Here is a 14365-nt window from a genome sequence, read left to right on the forward strand (position 1 = left end):
AACTGTTTCATGAACTCTAGTTTAAACCTATTACATCCTTATCCATTTGAAAAGTTGAATAAACTTTTTCAGTTTGTAAAACCTGCAAATCTTCCGTTAATTCCATTGTCAATTGGTGAGCCAAAACATCCTGCACCTGAATTCGTAAAACAAGCTATTGTCGATAACTTCAATCATCTTTCGACATACCCAAACAGTAAAGGCTTACCAGAATTACGTGAAAGTATTGCGCAATGGCTCACACGCCGTTTCAAATTAAATGCTATTAGCGCAGAAGATCATATTTTACCTGTGACTGGCACACGTGAAGGAATTTTCTCATTCGTACAAGCGCTGATCAATCGTGATGAAGCGCCTTATGTAGTTATGCCGAATCCCTTTTATCAAATTTACGAAGGTGCAGCTTTACTCGCTGGCGCTCAACCCTATTTCATCAACTGTACTGAAGAAAATGGTTACCTTGGCGACTTCGATGCTGTCCCTGCGGAAGTATGGGAGAAGACAGCTTTGCTCTTTGTCTGCACCCCCGGAAATCCGACAGGTGCTGTGCTTTCAAAAGAACAGTTCAAAAAATTAATTGCGCTCTCTGATCAATACAATTTTGTCATCGCATCTGATGAATGTTATTCAGAACTATGGTTTGATGAAGCACCAGTTGGCTTATTAGAAGTTTGTGCAGAATTAGGTCGTGATGACTATAAAAACTGTATCGTATTCCACTCTCTGTCTAAACGTTCTAATTTACCAGGTATGCGATCTGGCTTCGTTGCAGGTGATGCTAGTCTATTAAAACCTTATTTAAAATTCCGCACTTACCACGGTGCTGCAATGCCAGTACAACATCAATTGGCATCGATTGCTGCATGGAATGATGAGGCACATGTTGAAGAAAACCGTAAACAATACCGTGCTAAATTTGATTTATTCCAACAAGAATTAGGTCATTTGCTACCACTGAAAAAGCCTGATGCGGGTTTCTATTATTGGTTAAAGGTCGATAATGATGAAACTTTTGCCAAAATGCTGATGGAAAAAGCACATATCAAAGTCTTACCGGGTCGTTATTTATCTCGTGATACTGAACAAGGAAACCCAGGTGAAAGCCATGTTCGTCTTGCTCTCGTAGCAGATTTAGACCAATGTAAAGAAGTTGTTAAACGCTTAAAATCAATTCTCTAATCGTGCATGATCTTTAATTTTAAGCCCTCTTTTTAGAGGGCTTATTTTTTTTATTGATGATTCTAGGCATAGTTTGAGCGGAAATTGATATTTTCTAACAAACCTCTCTCTAACTCTCTCCCAAAGGGAGAGAGAACTAAAAAGAATGGATTGCCCATGATAAAGTTTGGATCACTCTCAAGTGTGAGTTGTATTATGCCTATGGGATTTAATAAATTAGTTCTTTATGCATGATGGTAACCTTTTAATTTACTAGTTATTTTACTTTTTATAGAACCATTTTTATACAAGGCATATATGAGTAAGTGTTCAATGAGTAAATATACATCATTCGGATGTGGTGTATCTTTAATGTCATAATTCTTCTCTACCTTAATAAAGTTTATATATCTTATACATGGAGAACCATAATTTGAGCTTAAGTTACTTATAAATCCTTAGAATATGCTTTTCCGAGAAAATTTGAATGTTTAGATGCTTTATTTTTATATAAAATATATTCTTCTAATAGTTCCTTCCTTCTTTTTGCTGTAGTGCTTTTAGTTTCAATTTCGTTCTGTATTAATTCAAGTTTATTTAAATTATAAATATATTCTTTTGCTTCATTTGCAATAACCTCACTGCCTTTTGATTTCTCCATTCATTTGAAATACACCATGCAGTAGTAGATGCTATTCCAGCTCCTATTAAAGTAGTAATTGCTCCCCAATCCCAGTTACAAACTTGCATATTTTTTTCCTTTTGTACCTTTTATGCAGCAACAACGCCATGCTAAACAGCTTTTCCAATTTCTTTATTTGTTAAACCTTTTATCCAACTCTTTGATTTTATCATGTTATTAAGTTTTAACTGTCTTAGCACAAGGCTTCTTCTCGCTTCTTTATAAACCTTGTTTATTACAATCTTAATCCTAGTTAAAAAAAAGCCATGAACATTCATGGCTTTTTAAAATAGTTCAAGACTGTAATTTGAAAATTACAAAGTCGCTAGAATATCTCTTAAAGTCCGATTTGGATTTTCTGATTTAGTAATCGGGCGACCAATCACCAAATGTGTAGAACCATCTAACATAGCTTGCTTAGGTGTAACAATACGTTTTTGATCATCCGCTGCAGAACCTTCTGGACGAATTCCCGGAGTGACGAGAGCAAAGTTCTGACCTAGAGTTTCACGTAACATTTTTGCTTCTTGCGCAGAACATACAACACCGTCCAAGCCACTTTCTTGAGTCAAAGTCGCTAGACGTTTCACATGTTCAAAAGGCTCGATATCCAAACCAAGATCACGTAGATCTTCTCGCCCCATTGAAGTTAATACAGTGACTGCAATCAACTGTGTTTGATAGTTACCTGCTTTTAATCTTTCTACACAAGTTTCCATCATTTTTCGTCCACCAGATGCGTGAACATTGACCATCCATACCCCTTGATCTGCAGCAGCGCAAACGGCTTGTGCTGTCGTATTTGGAATATCATGAAATTTTAAATCTAAAAATACTTCAAAACCTTGATCATGCAATGCTTTTACAACGGTCGGACCTTCATGTGTAAAAAGTTCTTTACCCACCTTTACACGACAAAGTTTAGGATCCAGATTTTCAGCAATTTTCAATGCGTCGTATTGGCTTTTTGCATCTAAAGCAACAATGATACTCAAGGTTGTTCTTCCGTCCATCTAAAGTTGCGTCATTATAAAGATGTTCAACTTAAGCTGCAAAATTAACTTTCAAAAACTCAGCTTAAAATTCAACAGTTTATTTTCAATAAAAAAAACCTCTAAAATAAATTTTAGAGGTTTTTTAAATATTTATAAATTACAGCGGATTTGAGTTACGCGGATCTGAATGCACATCTAGTACTGTCTTTTCATGACGTACATTTGCAGCAGCTTCAGCAGCAGCTAACTGAGCATTTTGGATTTGTTCTTTACGAAGATATTCAATATCTTTGCGAAGACGCTTAATTTCCCAACTATTTTGGAATACACGGAAAACTTGAACTCCGAGTAATAATCCAACGATGATCCCAAGTGCCAAAGTCAACAAAAGCAATAAACCTAATCTCATTGCCGGTACTTGAGTGAATAGAAGATCAACAGTCAGTTCTGTACCATTTTGCAGAACCAATGCCAATGCATATCCGAAGATTACAACTAACAGTGCAACTAATACGTAACGCATAACCACCCCTGAGTAATTTATTATTTTCCTGCTGATTCGTTTACAGCATCTCTTAGTGCTTTACCTGGTTTGAAATGAGGTACAGCTTTAGCAGCCACTTCAACTGACTTACCTGTTTTAGGATTACGCCCAACTCGCGGTTCGCGATGATGTAAAGCAAAACTTCCAAACCCACGAATTTCAATACGATTATCAGCTGATAATGACTCAATCATTTGATCGATCATAATTTTAACAGCTTCTTCGACCAATGGCTCAGCCAAATGAGGGTTTTTGATAGAAATACGTTCTATTAAGTCAGACTTATTAAGTGCTTCAGTAGTCATCTGCGACCTCTTTAATTATCAAGCTACTCTGTGCATAGCGAGATAATAACCTGTTTAAATACAAAACGGTAGCGCAGTAAGTCAATACTACGCTACCGTTTACAGTATTTGTGTAAAAAGTATTAGTTAAATTACATTAACAATACATTGAACACGAAAGACTTAGTGGTTCATTTGAGCTTTGATCAAATCACCAATTGTCTTAGGACCGTTGTCTTGACCTGCAGAAGCAGTTTTCAAGTTAGCAACAGCTTCTTTCTCTTCAGCTTCGTCTTTCGCTTTGATAGACAAGTTGATTGCGCGTGATTTGCGATCAACATTGATGATCTTAGCTTCAACTTCTTGACCAACTTCTAAGAATTTAGTTGCATCTTCAACGCGGTCACGGTTGATTTCTGAAGCTTTAAGAGAAGCTTCAACTTCGTCAGCCAACTTAATTGTTGCGCCACGAGCATCAACTGCAACTACAGTACCTTTAACAAGAGCACCACGTTCGTTAGCAGCTAAGAAATCGTTGAACGGATCGCTGTTCATTTGCTTGATACCAAGGCTGATACGGTTGCCTTCAGCGTCTACAGAAAGGATAACCGCTTCAACAGTGTCACCTTTCTTGTAACGACGAATCGCTTCTTCGCCTTGTTCATTCCAAGAAATGTCAGATAAGTGAACTAGACCATCGATACCGCCTGGTAAACCGATGAAGATACCGAAGTCAGTGATAGACTTGATTGTACCTGAAACTTTTTCACCTTTGTCGTGAGCCTTAGCAAACTCTTCCCATGGGTTAGCACGAGTTTGTTTGATACCAAGAGAAATACGACGACGCTCTTCATCAACTTCAAGAACCATAACATCAACTTCATCACCAATCTGAACAACTTTAGATGGGTGGATGTTTTTGTTTGTGTGGTCCATTTCTGAAACGTGTACTAAGCCTTCAACGCCTTCAGCGATTTCAGCGAAGCAACCGTAATCAGTTAAGTTAGTTACACGCGCTTTAACGATAGAACCTTTAGGGTAACGGTTCATGATCGCTAACCATGGATCTTCACCTAGTTGTTTAAGACCTAATGATACACGGTTACGCTCTTTGTCAAATTTAAGTACTTTAACAGTAACTTCTTGACCAACTTCAACAACTTCTGATGGATGCTTGATACGTTTCCAAGCCATGTCAGTGATGTGAAGAAGACCATCAATACCGCCAAGGTCAACGAAAGCACCGTAGTCAGTAAGGTTTTTGATTGTACCAGTAACTGTTTGACCTTCTTCAAGTTGAGAAAGAAGAGCTTCACGGTCAGCTGAAGATTCAGCTTCCATAACTGCACGACGTGATACAACAACGTTGTTACGTTTAGCGTCAAGTTTGATAACTTTGAATTCTAACTCTTTACCTTCAAGGTGAGTCGTGTCACGGATAGGACGAGTGTCTACCAAAGAACCTGGTAAGAATGCACGTACTGGACCGATGTCAACAGTGAAACCGCCTTTAACCTTACCAGAGATAACACCAGTAACGATCTCGCCGTCTTCAAAGATTTTTTCAAGTTTAGTCCAAGTTTCAGCACGTTTAGCTTTTTCACGTGATAAAACTGTTTGACCCATACCGTTGTCAAGCGCTTCAACAACTACGTCAACTGTGTCACCAACGTTAACTTCAAGTTCACGTTGTTCGTTTAAGAATTCAGAGCGAGCTACTACGCCTTCAGATTTAAGGCCAGTATCTACAGTTACCCAGTCAGAATCGATGCTAACAACGATACCTTGGATGACTGCACCCTTTTCAACGTTGAGGTTTAATTCGCTTGCTTCAAAGAGGGCTGCAAAAGATTCGGTCATGATATACCTAGAAAAGTCAGCGGTCTTGGATCAGACAAGGCCGGTTTAGTTAAGTATCGACATAGTCCATATAGAACTGATCAAGCTATGCTTCCACTAATATTCATTAATTTATCTTATTGCGCATCAATATATGCGGTCATCAGGTTAAATACAGCGTCAATGTCCAGATCTGAACTATCGATAATGTAAGCCCCTTCAGCCGGCTTAAGCGGCGCAACGGTTCTTTCCATATCACGCTTATCACGTGCTTGGATATTAGATAAAATGTCGCTTATTTTAACATTTTGCCCCATGGCCTGCAACTGCTTTACACGTCGCTCAGCACGCGACTCAGCAGAAGCCGTCAAATATATTTTTGCTTGGGCTTCTGGGAAGATTGAAGTCGCCATATCACGGCCATCGGCAACAAGACCTGGTGCTTGAGCAAATGCACGTTGTCTTTCGAATAATGCCTGTCTTAATTCAGGTACAACTGCAACCTTGGATGCAAACTCACCGACTTTTTCAGTGCGAATTTCATCCGTTACATCATGCCCGTTAAGTAAAATTTTTGTTTTTAAATGATCACTAACAAATTGAATATCGAGATGAGTCGCTATTTCTACGCATTTAACCAACACATCTGGATTGTGAATTGAATCAATTAAATTCAGCTGATGTAATGACAATCCCAACAAACGATACAAAGCGCCAGAATCTAGTAAATGAAACTGGTAATGCTGTGCCAATTTTGCTGCCAAAGTTCCTTTGCCTGAACCGCTTGGTCCATCGATCGTGATAATTTGAATTGTCATTACTTTACCAACTTCGCCTTAAAGGCGTTTTGCTAATTTCTTAAAACCAAGTGTAATAGCAAGTTTGAGTTGTGCAAGAATTAATTTGCTCACAAACGGTGCTCTTGCCTGTAATTCGATCGTGTATGTGACTAAAGTTTTAGCTGTTGAAAGCTCTTTAAATTCAATAATTCCAAGATGATGTTTGATTAATGGATTCTTGATAATTTTGTATTCAATACGCTTATTTGGCTCTAGTACAGTAATTTCTTCTTGAATTGGCTTTATTGGGCCTAATCCCATTTTTCGTACTGATCCAATCCCATCAGGACGACTCGGATCAGCTGCATCTTTAATGCGTACAACCTGAATCGGTGCAAATACATCATTATAAGTCGCATGTTTTGACAAAACTTCAAATACACGATCTATAGGCTGGTTAAATTCTTGTTTAACTTGGATTGAATTCATTTTTATTCCTTTTCATTGAGTCCGCTTCATACTGACAATACATTATGTCAATTTTTCCACAATCAACAATAGCAATCATTCCTGATTATTTTCTATTTTTTGTCGTACACGCTGTTGTTTTTTTTGTTCTCGTCTGAATTTAAAAAATTCTGAAAGTTGATGAGCACACGCTGATTGCATGCAGCCCCCTTCAAATTCAAATATATGGTTGTAGTAACCTTGATTATTCAATAGCTGTCGCGCACTGACTAGAGAACCCGCTTTCGGCTCTAAAGTACCAAATACAACGCGGTGAACTCGAGCATGAATTAAAGCCCCCACACACATCGTGCATGGCTCAAGGGTTACATAAAGGGTTGCATCTTCTGGTAGACGATAGTTCTGAATTTGATTACATGCTTGGCGAAGTGCGACCACTTCAGCATGAGCAGTCGGGTCATGACTCTGGATGGGTTGATTATATCCTTCACCAATTACTTTTCCTTGACTCACAATGACAGCTCCAACAGGGATTTCTCCCAATTGAGCTGCAAATGCAGCCTGCTCATAGGCACGCTGCATCCATTTTAGATCTTCGGCATCAAATTGAATTTCAGTCAAAATTAAATAATACCGTACTGTTTTAACAAGTTATTCCAGCTCTCGATATTTGTAACTGGTGGGTGCGCACCTAAAATTCCTTTTAAGGACATAGATTCTGCAGGTGTCCATTCAGGAGATAAATCTTTATCCACTAAACGTGCACGTACGCCTTCAACAAAATCAGGATGTCTAATTTTCCAATCAGAAATTTGAGTTTCAAGTTCAAATACTTCTTGCCAAGGATGAACTTGACGCCCCCATTGCCATAACAACCAGGTAATCGCAGCTGTACTTGGTGATCCTTTTGCCAGATTTTCACTCGCTTGTCTTAGCCAATCACTTCGTGCATCACTTAAACCGATAATTGCTTCGTAGTCATTTTCAAAGTTTGCACCACGACAGACACTGTGAATCACGTCTAACGAGATTTGCAGTGGCCCTGGAGAAACTGGTCGATGCAAACTATTTAAAGTGTCATCTAATGCCCTAAAATCACCAGCAGGATAATGATCCCAATCGATATTGATCAACTTTTGTAAAACAACATCGCGCTGAGCATCACAAATATGAGTCGCCCAGCCAATACCATAAGCTCCTGCCGCAGTCATGATCGATCCAGTTAAACCTGTAAATAGACCAATTGGGCCACGATCTGCCAAGAAACGACTAGCACCAACATCTGGATATAAACCAATATTTACTTCTGGCATTGCAAGACGCGAATAAGGTGTAACGAGTCTGAATGGTGCAGCCATAAATAAACCAAGCCCACCACCCATCACATAACCTTCTCCCCAAACGACAATCGGCTTAGCGTAGTCATGCAACAAAAGATCTAGCGCGTATTCTTGTTCAAAAAATTTATTTGCCGCATCAACCTCATTATTGATGACCAACTGACGGAGTTTGCGTACATCCCCACCGGCACAAAAAGCTTTAGGGGTTGTTGAATCAAACCAGATCGCTTTAACCGCATCATCATGATGAAACTTTTCAAAAACAGCCAATAAAGCCGTCACAATAGATTCATCAAGTGCATGTAAAGATTTTGGACGATTTAATCGAACCACTCTCCATCCATTCTGTGCTTCTTCAACAATTAAGTCAGGATGATATTGATTCGTCTCAGGAGATATTGTCATGCTTCCAGCTGCCATTTAATTGGCTCAATGCCATTTTGTTTAAGATAATTATTTGTTTTTGAAAAAACTTTACACCCAAAAAAACCACCTCGGTTTGCTGCCAATGGTGATGGATGTGCTGCTTTTAAGACCAAATGCTTATTTTGGTCAATTCGTTGACCTTTCTTATGCGCGTACGCACCCCAAAGAATGAAAACGATCTTTTCACGTTGCTCATTTAGAACATCTATCGCAGCATCGGTGAAATCTTCCCAACCTTTCTTTTGGTGTGAAGTCGGCTGGCCCGCTTCAACAGTCAATACACTGTTCAGCAACAAGACACCCTCTTCAGCCCATTGGGTTAAATCACCATGCTTGGCAGGCGCTATTCCAAGGTCAGTGCTGAGTTCGTGATAGATATTACGCAAAGACGGCGGTAATGCAACACCCTTTTGCACTGAAAAACTCAATCCATGTGCTTGATTTGGACCGTGATAAGGATCTTGACCGAGAATCACGACCTTTACACGATCTAAGGGTGTGGTGTTGAAGGCATTAAAAATAAGAGAATTAGGTGGGTATATCACCTTATTCGCCTGTAATTCAGATTTGAGAAAAGCTTTCAGCTGATCCATTTTATCGCTGAGCAAAAACTCTGCTAAAGCATACTTCCAACCATCCTCTAACCGAACTTGATTCAGTTGACTTAATTCTTGTTCGGTGAGTTGCATTGTGTTCATCCCTAAATCAATCACAGCTTTAAAGTTTTACTTGTAAATCTACACTTGGGTTCTTAAAAGTTAAGCCTTGTTTCAATTGTTCGTACATTTTAGGATCAGACCATTCATTTTGAATTTGTTCTGAGAATACGATTTGATCAAGCGCCAATAAGCCCATCTGTTCATTTACGATATCTTCAGCAAAACTTTGCGCATAGCCTGTGTCAGTTTCATGCACGATCACTGAATAGACTTCAACATCACCTTCACCATTTTGCGTGACAGTTGATTTCAGTACTTGTTCTGCCAAATAAAAGAAAATTCGAGAAAATTGTTCAGCAGAAGGTGAAACGGGTAATGAAACCCAACGCGCACTAAAAGTTTTACATGCTTGAATATATTCAGCTGAATCTTCTTGCCAAAAACAAATCGCATGATCAAAACTATCATAAAGTTCTTTGATCACACCTTTCAGCAAACCAAAATCATAGACCATTTGACCATGGTCTAGCTTTGAGGCTCTCAATAATAATTCGACTTTATAGCTATGACCATGAATTGAACGCTTACAGCGGTCTGATGTGCAATTTCGCACAATATGCGCGTTTTCAAACTTAAATAATTTTCGAATTAACATATGTCAGAGCAATAAAAAATCATGGGTTAAAATAATTATAGTGCATATTCACACAACTCATCATTAATTTTAACGTTTTAAGCAATTGGCAAAACGTATTAAAAACAAAAAAAATAAAAAGCCATCATTCAATTTGTTTAAATTAATAGTTTAGCAATTTAATCAATTGGTTTGAAGAGGTGCCAAACTTCTTGAGAAGACATAAACCTTATCTTCATCACGCATCAGATAACTCGAAAAATATCGCTTTCGATCAGATAGCATGATTTCAATATCTGCTCGATAGAATGCAGATTTAACATCAAAATTATTTTTTGCTGTGCTTTTTGCTTCTTCACTTAACTGACTTAGAGTGTTGAGTTCCCAGAGCTGATCTACGGACTCAAAAAACTCACCATTGGCTTTTTTCTGATCCAAATCACGCTGCACATTTTGCACATCCAAACTTGGGTCTATAGCAGCAATAATCATCGCTGGTGCTGTATTAATATTAATTTTAATTTCTTTTAAAGGAATCGCTATAACATAAGGTTTTATCAATAAAAACTTATCACCTTCAAATCCTCGCACTTGCTTCAACTCTTCAACGCTATGAAAAGGACCATTCGCTGGCAAATAAGGACGCGTTAAACTTAAATAATAATTACTCTCTGCCCCCATCGCACCAATCGTCAAATCATCTTGATCTTGCCAATCAATTACCGCTTCATTCAATTCTTCTGGCAAACCAAGCTTTGTTAATAATCCCTTAAAGTAATTCACCGCATTATCATTCGGCACGCCATCATCTTTGACCAAACTGTTTAAATTAAACTTACCCGTTTCATCAACAATTCGCCCTGCGACATAACCACCATCAATTGGAAATGGTGGCATCGGTTGAGCCCAAGTTTCTTGAAGATTATCTGATTTTGAATTGGACTTAGCATCTTGAACCAATAATTCTGAGAAAAAAGCTTCAGCACTTTTTGCATAATACAGTGCTTGGTTTTGACGAATCACATAAGCCGTATTTTCACTGGTATTGTATTGACGATGGGCAATCGTCGCAGCAATGATAGTTGCCAAAGCGACTAACATTAAAATCGTAATCAGGGCGATTCCTTTTTGCTGCTTCATGCATTTTCCTAATGATTAACTAGATGCCGGTTTTAAATAGTCAGTATTAAGCAAACTAAAAATCCACTCATATTCAGTATCTTGTTGCTTAAATCTAATTCGCATACCTTTAGGCAATAGCCGAGCAACACCATCTTGAGCATCATTACTATTAGAACTTATTGTTGATGCTTCCGGCCACGAATTCAATTCATTCGGGTTTAAAATCGTGATTTGAAAATCATCCACATTTTCTAGGATCGTACTGGATAAAGGTTGAGTTGTTTGAAGAACATTCAGATTGGGATACTTTAAACGATAAACTTTTCGATCTTGCGCATTATAACGATATTCTATTCTCTCAAATGGAGACAAACCCTGTTTCAGCGGGTCTGTGACCCCTGCCTTACTAAATTGTACAGACTGATCATCCAGTAAAAATGCAGGTTGGATTTGTCCTGCGATATTTGCAGTCAGCGGTACAATTTGCAAAGCATCTCTTTGCATTTGTAAATAACTATCTTGCAAACTGAGAAGTTGCTGTTCATGCACCGCATTGCGATCTTTGACTTTATTTAAATAATCAAAAATTTTCCATCCTAAAGCAGACAATACTGCAAAGATGGCTATGGCAACCAAAAGCTCTACCAAGGTAAAACCTTGTTGTTTACTCTTGATCATGAGTTGGATTGCTCTCTGATAGGATAGTTATAAAACACCATGGTGGTGACACCTGATTCAACTTTACCTAAATCATTGTTATATAGACTCACTTGCACTTCTATTTTCTGAACATCTGGGCTAATAGTCGCTTCTGATTTTTTATCAATTTGCCAACTTAACCCTTGAGAGGTAATTTGCTTCGATTGAGTTCCCTCTAACCATTCACCACTAATTTGCATTGCAGCGACTTCATTTTGTGCGACGAATTGTGCTTTTGTTCGTAAAATTGCATTCGCAGTCGCCTGTGTGTACTGCATAGCTACCTTCGTCAATGACATTGCTGCTACAGCGAAAATAGCCAAAGCCACCACAACCTCAATCAAGGTAAATCCTTTAAGCGCCCGCATCGATTTTACCCAAGTAATCTATTTGAATAAGATCACCAATTGCTTTTTGTTCATAATACATTTGAATTGTGACAGGTTTAACCTCGCCATTGCCCAACCAAATTAATTTCGGTGCATTATTATTCATCAAGTCTGCATTAGTTGCATTTTCAAAACTATAGTCGCTACTTTCGATCTGAAATGAAACCTTTGCAGGTAGCTCTCTCGCAGAAAACTCTGGCATTTCAACCCAAGTGGAAGGTTGACGATTATTATTCGATACAAGCGTCTGCTCTGGACGAGTTAAATCATTATATTTTTGAAATGTATAGCGAAACTGATCACCATTCCATTGTGGCACCAATGCAACCACTAACGATTGATCAACAGCCTCTCGATGAATACGTTTTAAATCTAATATTAAAGCCTCTCTAGCTTGCATTGCTTTACGTTGATCAATCCCACCAATATTCATCACCACCAATGCCGCCATGATGCTGATGATCACAATGACCACCATCAATTCGATTAAAGTAAATCCGCCTTGACGGTGATCTAGAGATTGCATATTAGGCCACTGATTCTGTCAAATTTATCTGTTTAGGCATCATCAATGCTTGATCAATTAAAGCAACCCTTAACGTATCTCGACAGCCTAAATAGCGTTGATAGAAACTCGAATTTAATATCGCAGCACCACCATGAGTAATCGACCAAATGGATGCTAGATAATCCCGAGAACTCATCTTACTTTGAATGGATGCTAGATGATTTTCTGTCATACGAATGATAATTCTGAGTCTACTTTTGCGGATCTGATACATTTCATTAAATAAATGATTAATACCCTGACCAGTTGTAGATAATCGTTCTTCAATTTGATGAAAGAGTACAGTACGTTCTGGATGATGCAAATGGTGCAACATAAAAAAAGCTAAATGTTCAGGAAAGCCTTTTTCAGTATCTCGAACCATTTCTAATAACATGCGCTCATTACGAATAATAAGCAACATGTACAATTCATCTTTACTTTGGAAGTGCTTATAGAGTGTTCCTTTTGCTAAATCTAACTCAGCGGCCAATGCATCCAATGTCATGCCCGCTTCGCCGTTTTCCAAAAGAAGTTGTTCTGCGACCTGAAATATTAATGCTTCTCTCGCTCTAAACTGAGCCTGACGATCCATCTTCACTCTATAAACTCTCTTCTTTCTATTTTCCGTATTAAATTTTTACTGCATTCGTAGAAGATTCTCGAAATTTTGCGTTGTAATAAAGGCAATCTCCTCGACTGACTTATCATATACATCACTTAATGCTTTGGCTACATATGGGACATACTTTGGTTCATTAGACTTTCCTCTATATGGCATTGGTGCTAAATAAGGGCTATCAGTCTCAATTAATAGTCGATCTAATGGAACTTGCTTGGCCACATCACGTAAATCCTGAGCATTTTTAAACGATACTATTCCTGAAAATGAAATGTAATAACCGCAATCTAGAACCGCTTTTGCCGTATCCCAATCCTCAGTAAAACAATGCAAAATTCCGTGTGTCGACTTTTCAGCTCTTATAATATCTATCGTATCCTTTTTAGATGAGCGTGTGTGTACGACCACTGGCTTTTTCACCATCTGTGAAGCTTGAATATGTCGTGCAAAACATTCTTTTTGTTCTTTAACAAATTCAGTACTGTGATAATAATCTAGACCCGTTTCACCAATTGCCCAGACCTTATCTATACTCGCCAATTCAACCAAAGTTTCAACAGTAGCACGCTGCATGACTGCTGGATCTTCACATGGATGCACCCCAACACTGTAACCCACTCCTTCGTGTCGAGCTGCAATTTCTGACAGAATAATATGATCATCCAAATCAACCGATATCCCCATCATTTTTGTGACACCAGCATCAATCGCTTGCTGAATTGCTAAATCGATATTTCCCTCGTAAGGTTCAAGATTGAGCATGTTTAAATGACAGTGTGTATCTACAAACACAAGGACACCTTTTAATTTTTTAAGTCAGAGCCTACATTGTAAAGCTTGCACGTGCTGTTGACATACTTCCAGCGAGTATTTTTTCTGCTTCCATCTTGTAATAGGCTCCTTTATCTCCAGTTAACTGCAATCCAAAACCTTGTGGTTTAATCCCCGATTGCTTATAGGAAATCCAAATCACCTTACCCGTAATTGGTATTTTTTGGGTTTGATTAGGAAGTGTTGCCAAGATAAAAATTTCTTCACCCATTTTGACTGGATGTTTGGTTGGAACAAATAATCCACCACCCTCAACAAAAGGCATATAACTGGATTGCAGAGTTTCGCGATCATTAATATTGACTTGTAATAAACCGCCCGGACGTGGCTGCATCTCTATCCCCTGT

19 protein-coding genes are annotated in these 14365 nt (G+C 38.4%); 1 reads left to right on the forward strand and 18 read right to left on the reverse strand.

The features are described from left to right. The first annotated feature begins 9 nt into the window (after positions 1–9). Entirely contained in the window at positions 10–1179 is a 1170-nt protein-coding gene (dapC, locus tag AC1M9N_RS01885; RefSeq protein ID WP_481954184.1) for a succinyldiaminopimelate transaminase, read from the forward strand. A gap of 427 nt (positions 1180–1606) precedes the next feature. Here the strand turns inward: dapC and AC1M9N_RS01890 are convergent, their stop codons facing one another. The 18 genes from AC1M9N_RS01890 to AC1M9N_RS01975 all read right to left on the reverse strand — a co-directional run bounded on the left by AC1M9N_RS01890 (position 1607) and on the right by AC1M9N_RS01975 (position 14352). Continuing rightward, the gene (locus tag AC1M9N_RS01890; protein WP_481954185.1) at positions 1607–1819 is read right to left on the reverse strand and encodes a hypothetical protein; all 213 of its coding nucleotides are present in this window, start codon (positions 1817–1819) and stop codon (positions 1607–1609) included. Positions 1820–2154: 335 nt separating this feature from the next. Beyond that, positions 2155–2853, reverse strand: a complete 699-nt coding sequence (gene pyrF / locus AC1M9N_RS01895) for an orotidine-5'-phosphate decarboxylase (protein WP_481591148.1) — start codon at positions 2851–2853, stop codon at positions 2155–2157. Between the two features lie 139 nt (positions 2854–2992). Further along, complete coding sequence (locus AC1M9N_RS01900; protein ID WP_035264552.1) at positions 2993–3358, reverse strand: lipopolysaccharide assembly protein LapA domain-containing protein; 366 nt, start codon at positions 3356–3358, stop codon at positions 2993–2995. Positions 3359–3378: 20 nt separating this feature from the next. Continuing rightward, complete coding sequence (locus AC1M9N_RS01905; RefSeq protein WP_035264555.1) at positions 3379–3684, reverse strand: integration host factor subunit beta; 306 nt, start codon at positions 3682–3684, stop codon at positions 3379–3381. Positions 3685–3846: 162 nt separating this feature from the next. Continuing rightward, a complete protein-coding gene (rpsA, locus tag AC1M9N_RS01910; RefSeq protein WP_035264556.1) occupies positions 3847–5523 on the reverse strand; it encodes a 30S ribosomal protein S1 in 1677 nt (558 codons plus the stop codon). A 116-nt stretch (positions 5524–5639) separates the two neighbouring features. Continuing rightward, positions 5640–6320, reverse strand: coding sequence for a (d)CMP kinase (gene cmk / locus AC1M9N_RS01915; RefSeq protein WP_035264559.1), 681 nt, complete (start codon positions 6318–6320; stop codon positions 5640–5642). Between the two features lie 18 nt (positions 6321–6338). Then, the gene (locus AC1M9N_RS01920; protein ID WP_180027685.1) at positions 6339–6770 is read right to left on the reverse strand and encodes an SRPBCC family protein; all 432 of its coding nucleotides are present in this window, start codon (positions 6768–6770) and stop codon (positions 6339–6341) included. 75 nt (positions 6771–6845) lie between these two features. Then, positions 6846–7370 (reverse strand): tRNA adenosine(34) deaminase TadA, encoded by a 525-nt coding sequence (gene tadA / locus AC1M9N_RS01925; RefSeq protein WP_481596932.1) that lies wholly within the window; start codon positions 7368–7370, stop codon positions 6846–6848. A gap of 2 nt (positions 7371–7372) precedes the next feature. Then, a complete protein-coding gene (locus AC1M9N_RS01930) occupies positions 7373–8494 on the reverse strand; it encodes an enoyl-CoA hydratase/isomerase family protein (protein WP_179998211.1) in 1122 nt (373 codons plus the stop codon). Further along, complete coding sequence (gene ung, locus AC1M9N_RS01935; RefSeq protein WP_481589861.1) at positions 8491–9204, reverse strand: uracil-DNA glycosylase; 714 nt, start codon at positions 9202–9204, stop codon at positions 8491–8493. Before ung ends, AC1M9N_RS01930 begins: the two co-directional genes overlap by 4 nt. 28 nt (positions 9205–9232) lie before the next feature. Continuing rightward, positions 9233–9829: a 6-pyruvoyl trahydropterin synthase family protein gene (locus tag AC1M9N_RS01940; protein WP_481588348.1), complete on the reverse strand. Its 597-nt coding sequence runs from the start codon at positions 9827–9829 to the stop codon at positions 9233–9235. A 162-nt stretch (positions 9830–9991) separates the two neighbouring features. Then, a complete protein-coding gene (gene gspK, locus AC1M9N_RS01945; protein ID WP_481954186.1) occupies positions 9992–10948 on the reverse strand; it encodes a type II secretion system minor pseudopilin GspK in 957 nt (318 codons plus the stop codon). A gap of 15 nt (positions 10949–10963) precedes the next feature. After that, on the reverse strand, positions 10964–11608 hold the full coding sequence (gene gspJ / locus AC1M9N_RS01950) for a type II secretion system minor pseudopilin GspJ (RefSeq protein ID WP_481591152.1): 645 nt from the start codon (positions 11606–11608) through the stop codon (positions 10964–10966). Then, positions 11605–11997, reverse strand: coding sequence for a type II secretion system minor pseudopilin GspI (gene gspI / locus AC1M9N_RS01955; protein WP_481588351.1), 393 nt, complete (start codon positions 11995–11997; stop codon positions 11605–11607). Before gspI ends, gspJ begins: the two co-directional genes overlap by 4 nt. Further along, complete coding sequence (locus tag AC1M9N_RS01960; RefSeq protein ID WP_481595444.1) at positions 11984–12544, reverse strand: pilus assembly FimT family protein; 561 nt, start codon at positions 12542–12544, stop codon at positions 11984–11986. The genes gspI and AC1M9N_RS01960 overlap by 14 nt, the downstream gene beginning before the upstream one ends. A gap of 1 nt (position 12545) precedes the next feature. Then, positions 12546–13160: a TetR/AcrR family transcriptional regulator gene (locus tag AC1M9N_RS01965; protein WP_035264575.1), complete on the reverse strand. Its 615-nt coding sequence runs from the start codon at positions 13158–13160 to the stop codon at positions 12546–12548. A 45-nt stretch (positions 13161–13205) separates the two neighbouring features. Continuing rightward, a complete protein-coding gene (locus AC1M9N_RS01970; RefSeq protein WP_035264578.1) occupies positions 13206–13979 on the reverse strand; it encodes a TatD family hydrolase in 774 nt (257 codons plus the stop codon). A 31-nt stretch (positions 13980–14010) separates the two neighbouring features. Continuing rightward, positions 14011–14352 carry a PilZ domain-containing protein gene (locus tag AC1M9N_RS01975; RefSeq protein WP_481954187.1) on the reverse strand — a complete coding sequence of 114 codons (342 nt, stop codon included), beginning with the start codon at positions 14350–14352 and terminating at the stop codon, positions 14011–14013. Between the last annotated feature and the right edge of the window lie 13 nt (positions 14353–14365).

It is taken from the genome of Acinetobacter sp. ANC_7655 (assembly GCF_056784015.1).

Bases quoted from the DNA above. Each gene is read 5' to 3' on its own strand.
- dapC (WP_481954184.1), top strand. From the start codon at position 10: ATGAACTCTAGTTTAAACCTATTACATCCTTATCCATTTGAAAAGTTG.
- AC1M9N_RS01890 (WP_481954185.1), bottom strand. From the start codon at position 1,819: ATGGAGAAATCAAAAGGCAGTGAGGTTATTGCAAATGAAGCAAAAGAA.
- pyrF (WP_481591148.1), bottom strand. From the start codon at position 2,853: ATGGACGGAAGAACAACCTTGAGTATCATTGTTGCTTTAGATGCAAAA.
- AC1M9N_RS01900 (WP_035264552.1), bottom strand. From the start codon at position 3,358: ATGCGTTACGTATTAGTTGCACTGTTAGTTGTAATCTTCGGATATGCA.
- AC1M9N_RS01905 (WP_035264555.1), bottom strand. From the start codon at position 3,684: ATGACTACTGAAGCACTTAATAAGTCTGACTTAATAGAACGTATTTCT.
- rpsA (WP_035264556.1), bottom strand. From the start codon at position 5,523: ATGACCGAATCTTTTGCAGCCCTCTTTGAAGCAAGCGAATTAAACCTC.
- cmk (WP_035264559.1), bottom strand. From the start codon at position 6,320: ATGACAATTCAAATTATCACGATCGATGGACCAAGCGGTTCAGGCAAA.
- AC1M9N_RS01920 (WP_180027685.1), bottom strand. From the start codon at position 6,770: ATGAATTCAATCCAAGTTAAACAAGAATTTAACCAGCCTATAGATCGT.
- AC1M9N_RS01930 (WP_179998211.1), bottom strand. From the start codon at position 8,494: ATGACAATATCTCCTGAGACGAATCAATATCATCCTGACTTAATTGTT.
- ung (WP_481589861.1), bottom strand. From the start codon at position 9,204: ATGCAACTCACCGAACAAGAATTAAGTCAACTGAATCAAGTTCGGTTA.
- AC1M9N_RS01940 (WP_481588348.1), bottom strand. From the start codon at position 9,829: ATGTTAATTCGAAAATTATTTAAGTTTGAAAACGCGCATATTGTGCGA.
- gspK (WP_481954186.1), bottom strand. From the start codon at position 10,948: ATGAAGCAGCAAAAAGGAATCGCCCTGATTACGATTTTAATGTTAGTC.
- gspJ (WP_481591152.1), bottom strand. From the start codon at position 11,608: ATGATCAAGAGTAAACAACAAGGTTTTACCTTGGTAGAGCTTTTGGTT.
- gspI (WP_481588351.1), bottom strand. From the start codon at position 11,997: ATGCGGGCGCTTAAAGGATTTACCTTGATTGAGGTTGTGGTGGCTTTG.
- AC1M9N_RS01960 (WP_481595444.1), bottom strand. From the start codon at position 12,544: ATGCAATCTCTAGATCACCGTCAAGGCGGATTTACTTTAATCGAATTG.
- AC1M9N_RS01965 (WP_035264575.1), bottom strand. From the start codon at position 13,160: ATGGATCGTCAGGCTCAGTTTAGAGCGAGAGAAGCATTAATATTTCAG.
- AC1M9N_RS01975 (WP_481954187.1), bottom strand. From the start codon at position 14,352: ATGCAGCCACGTCCGGGCGGTTTATTACAAGTCAATATTAATGATCGC.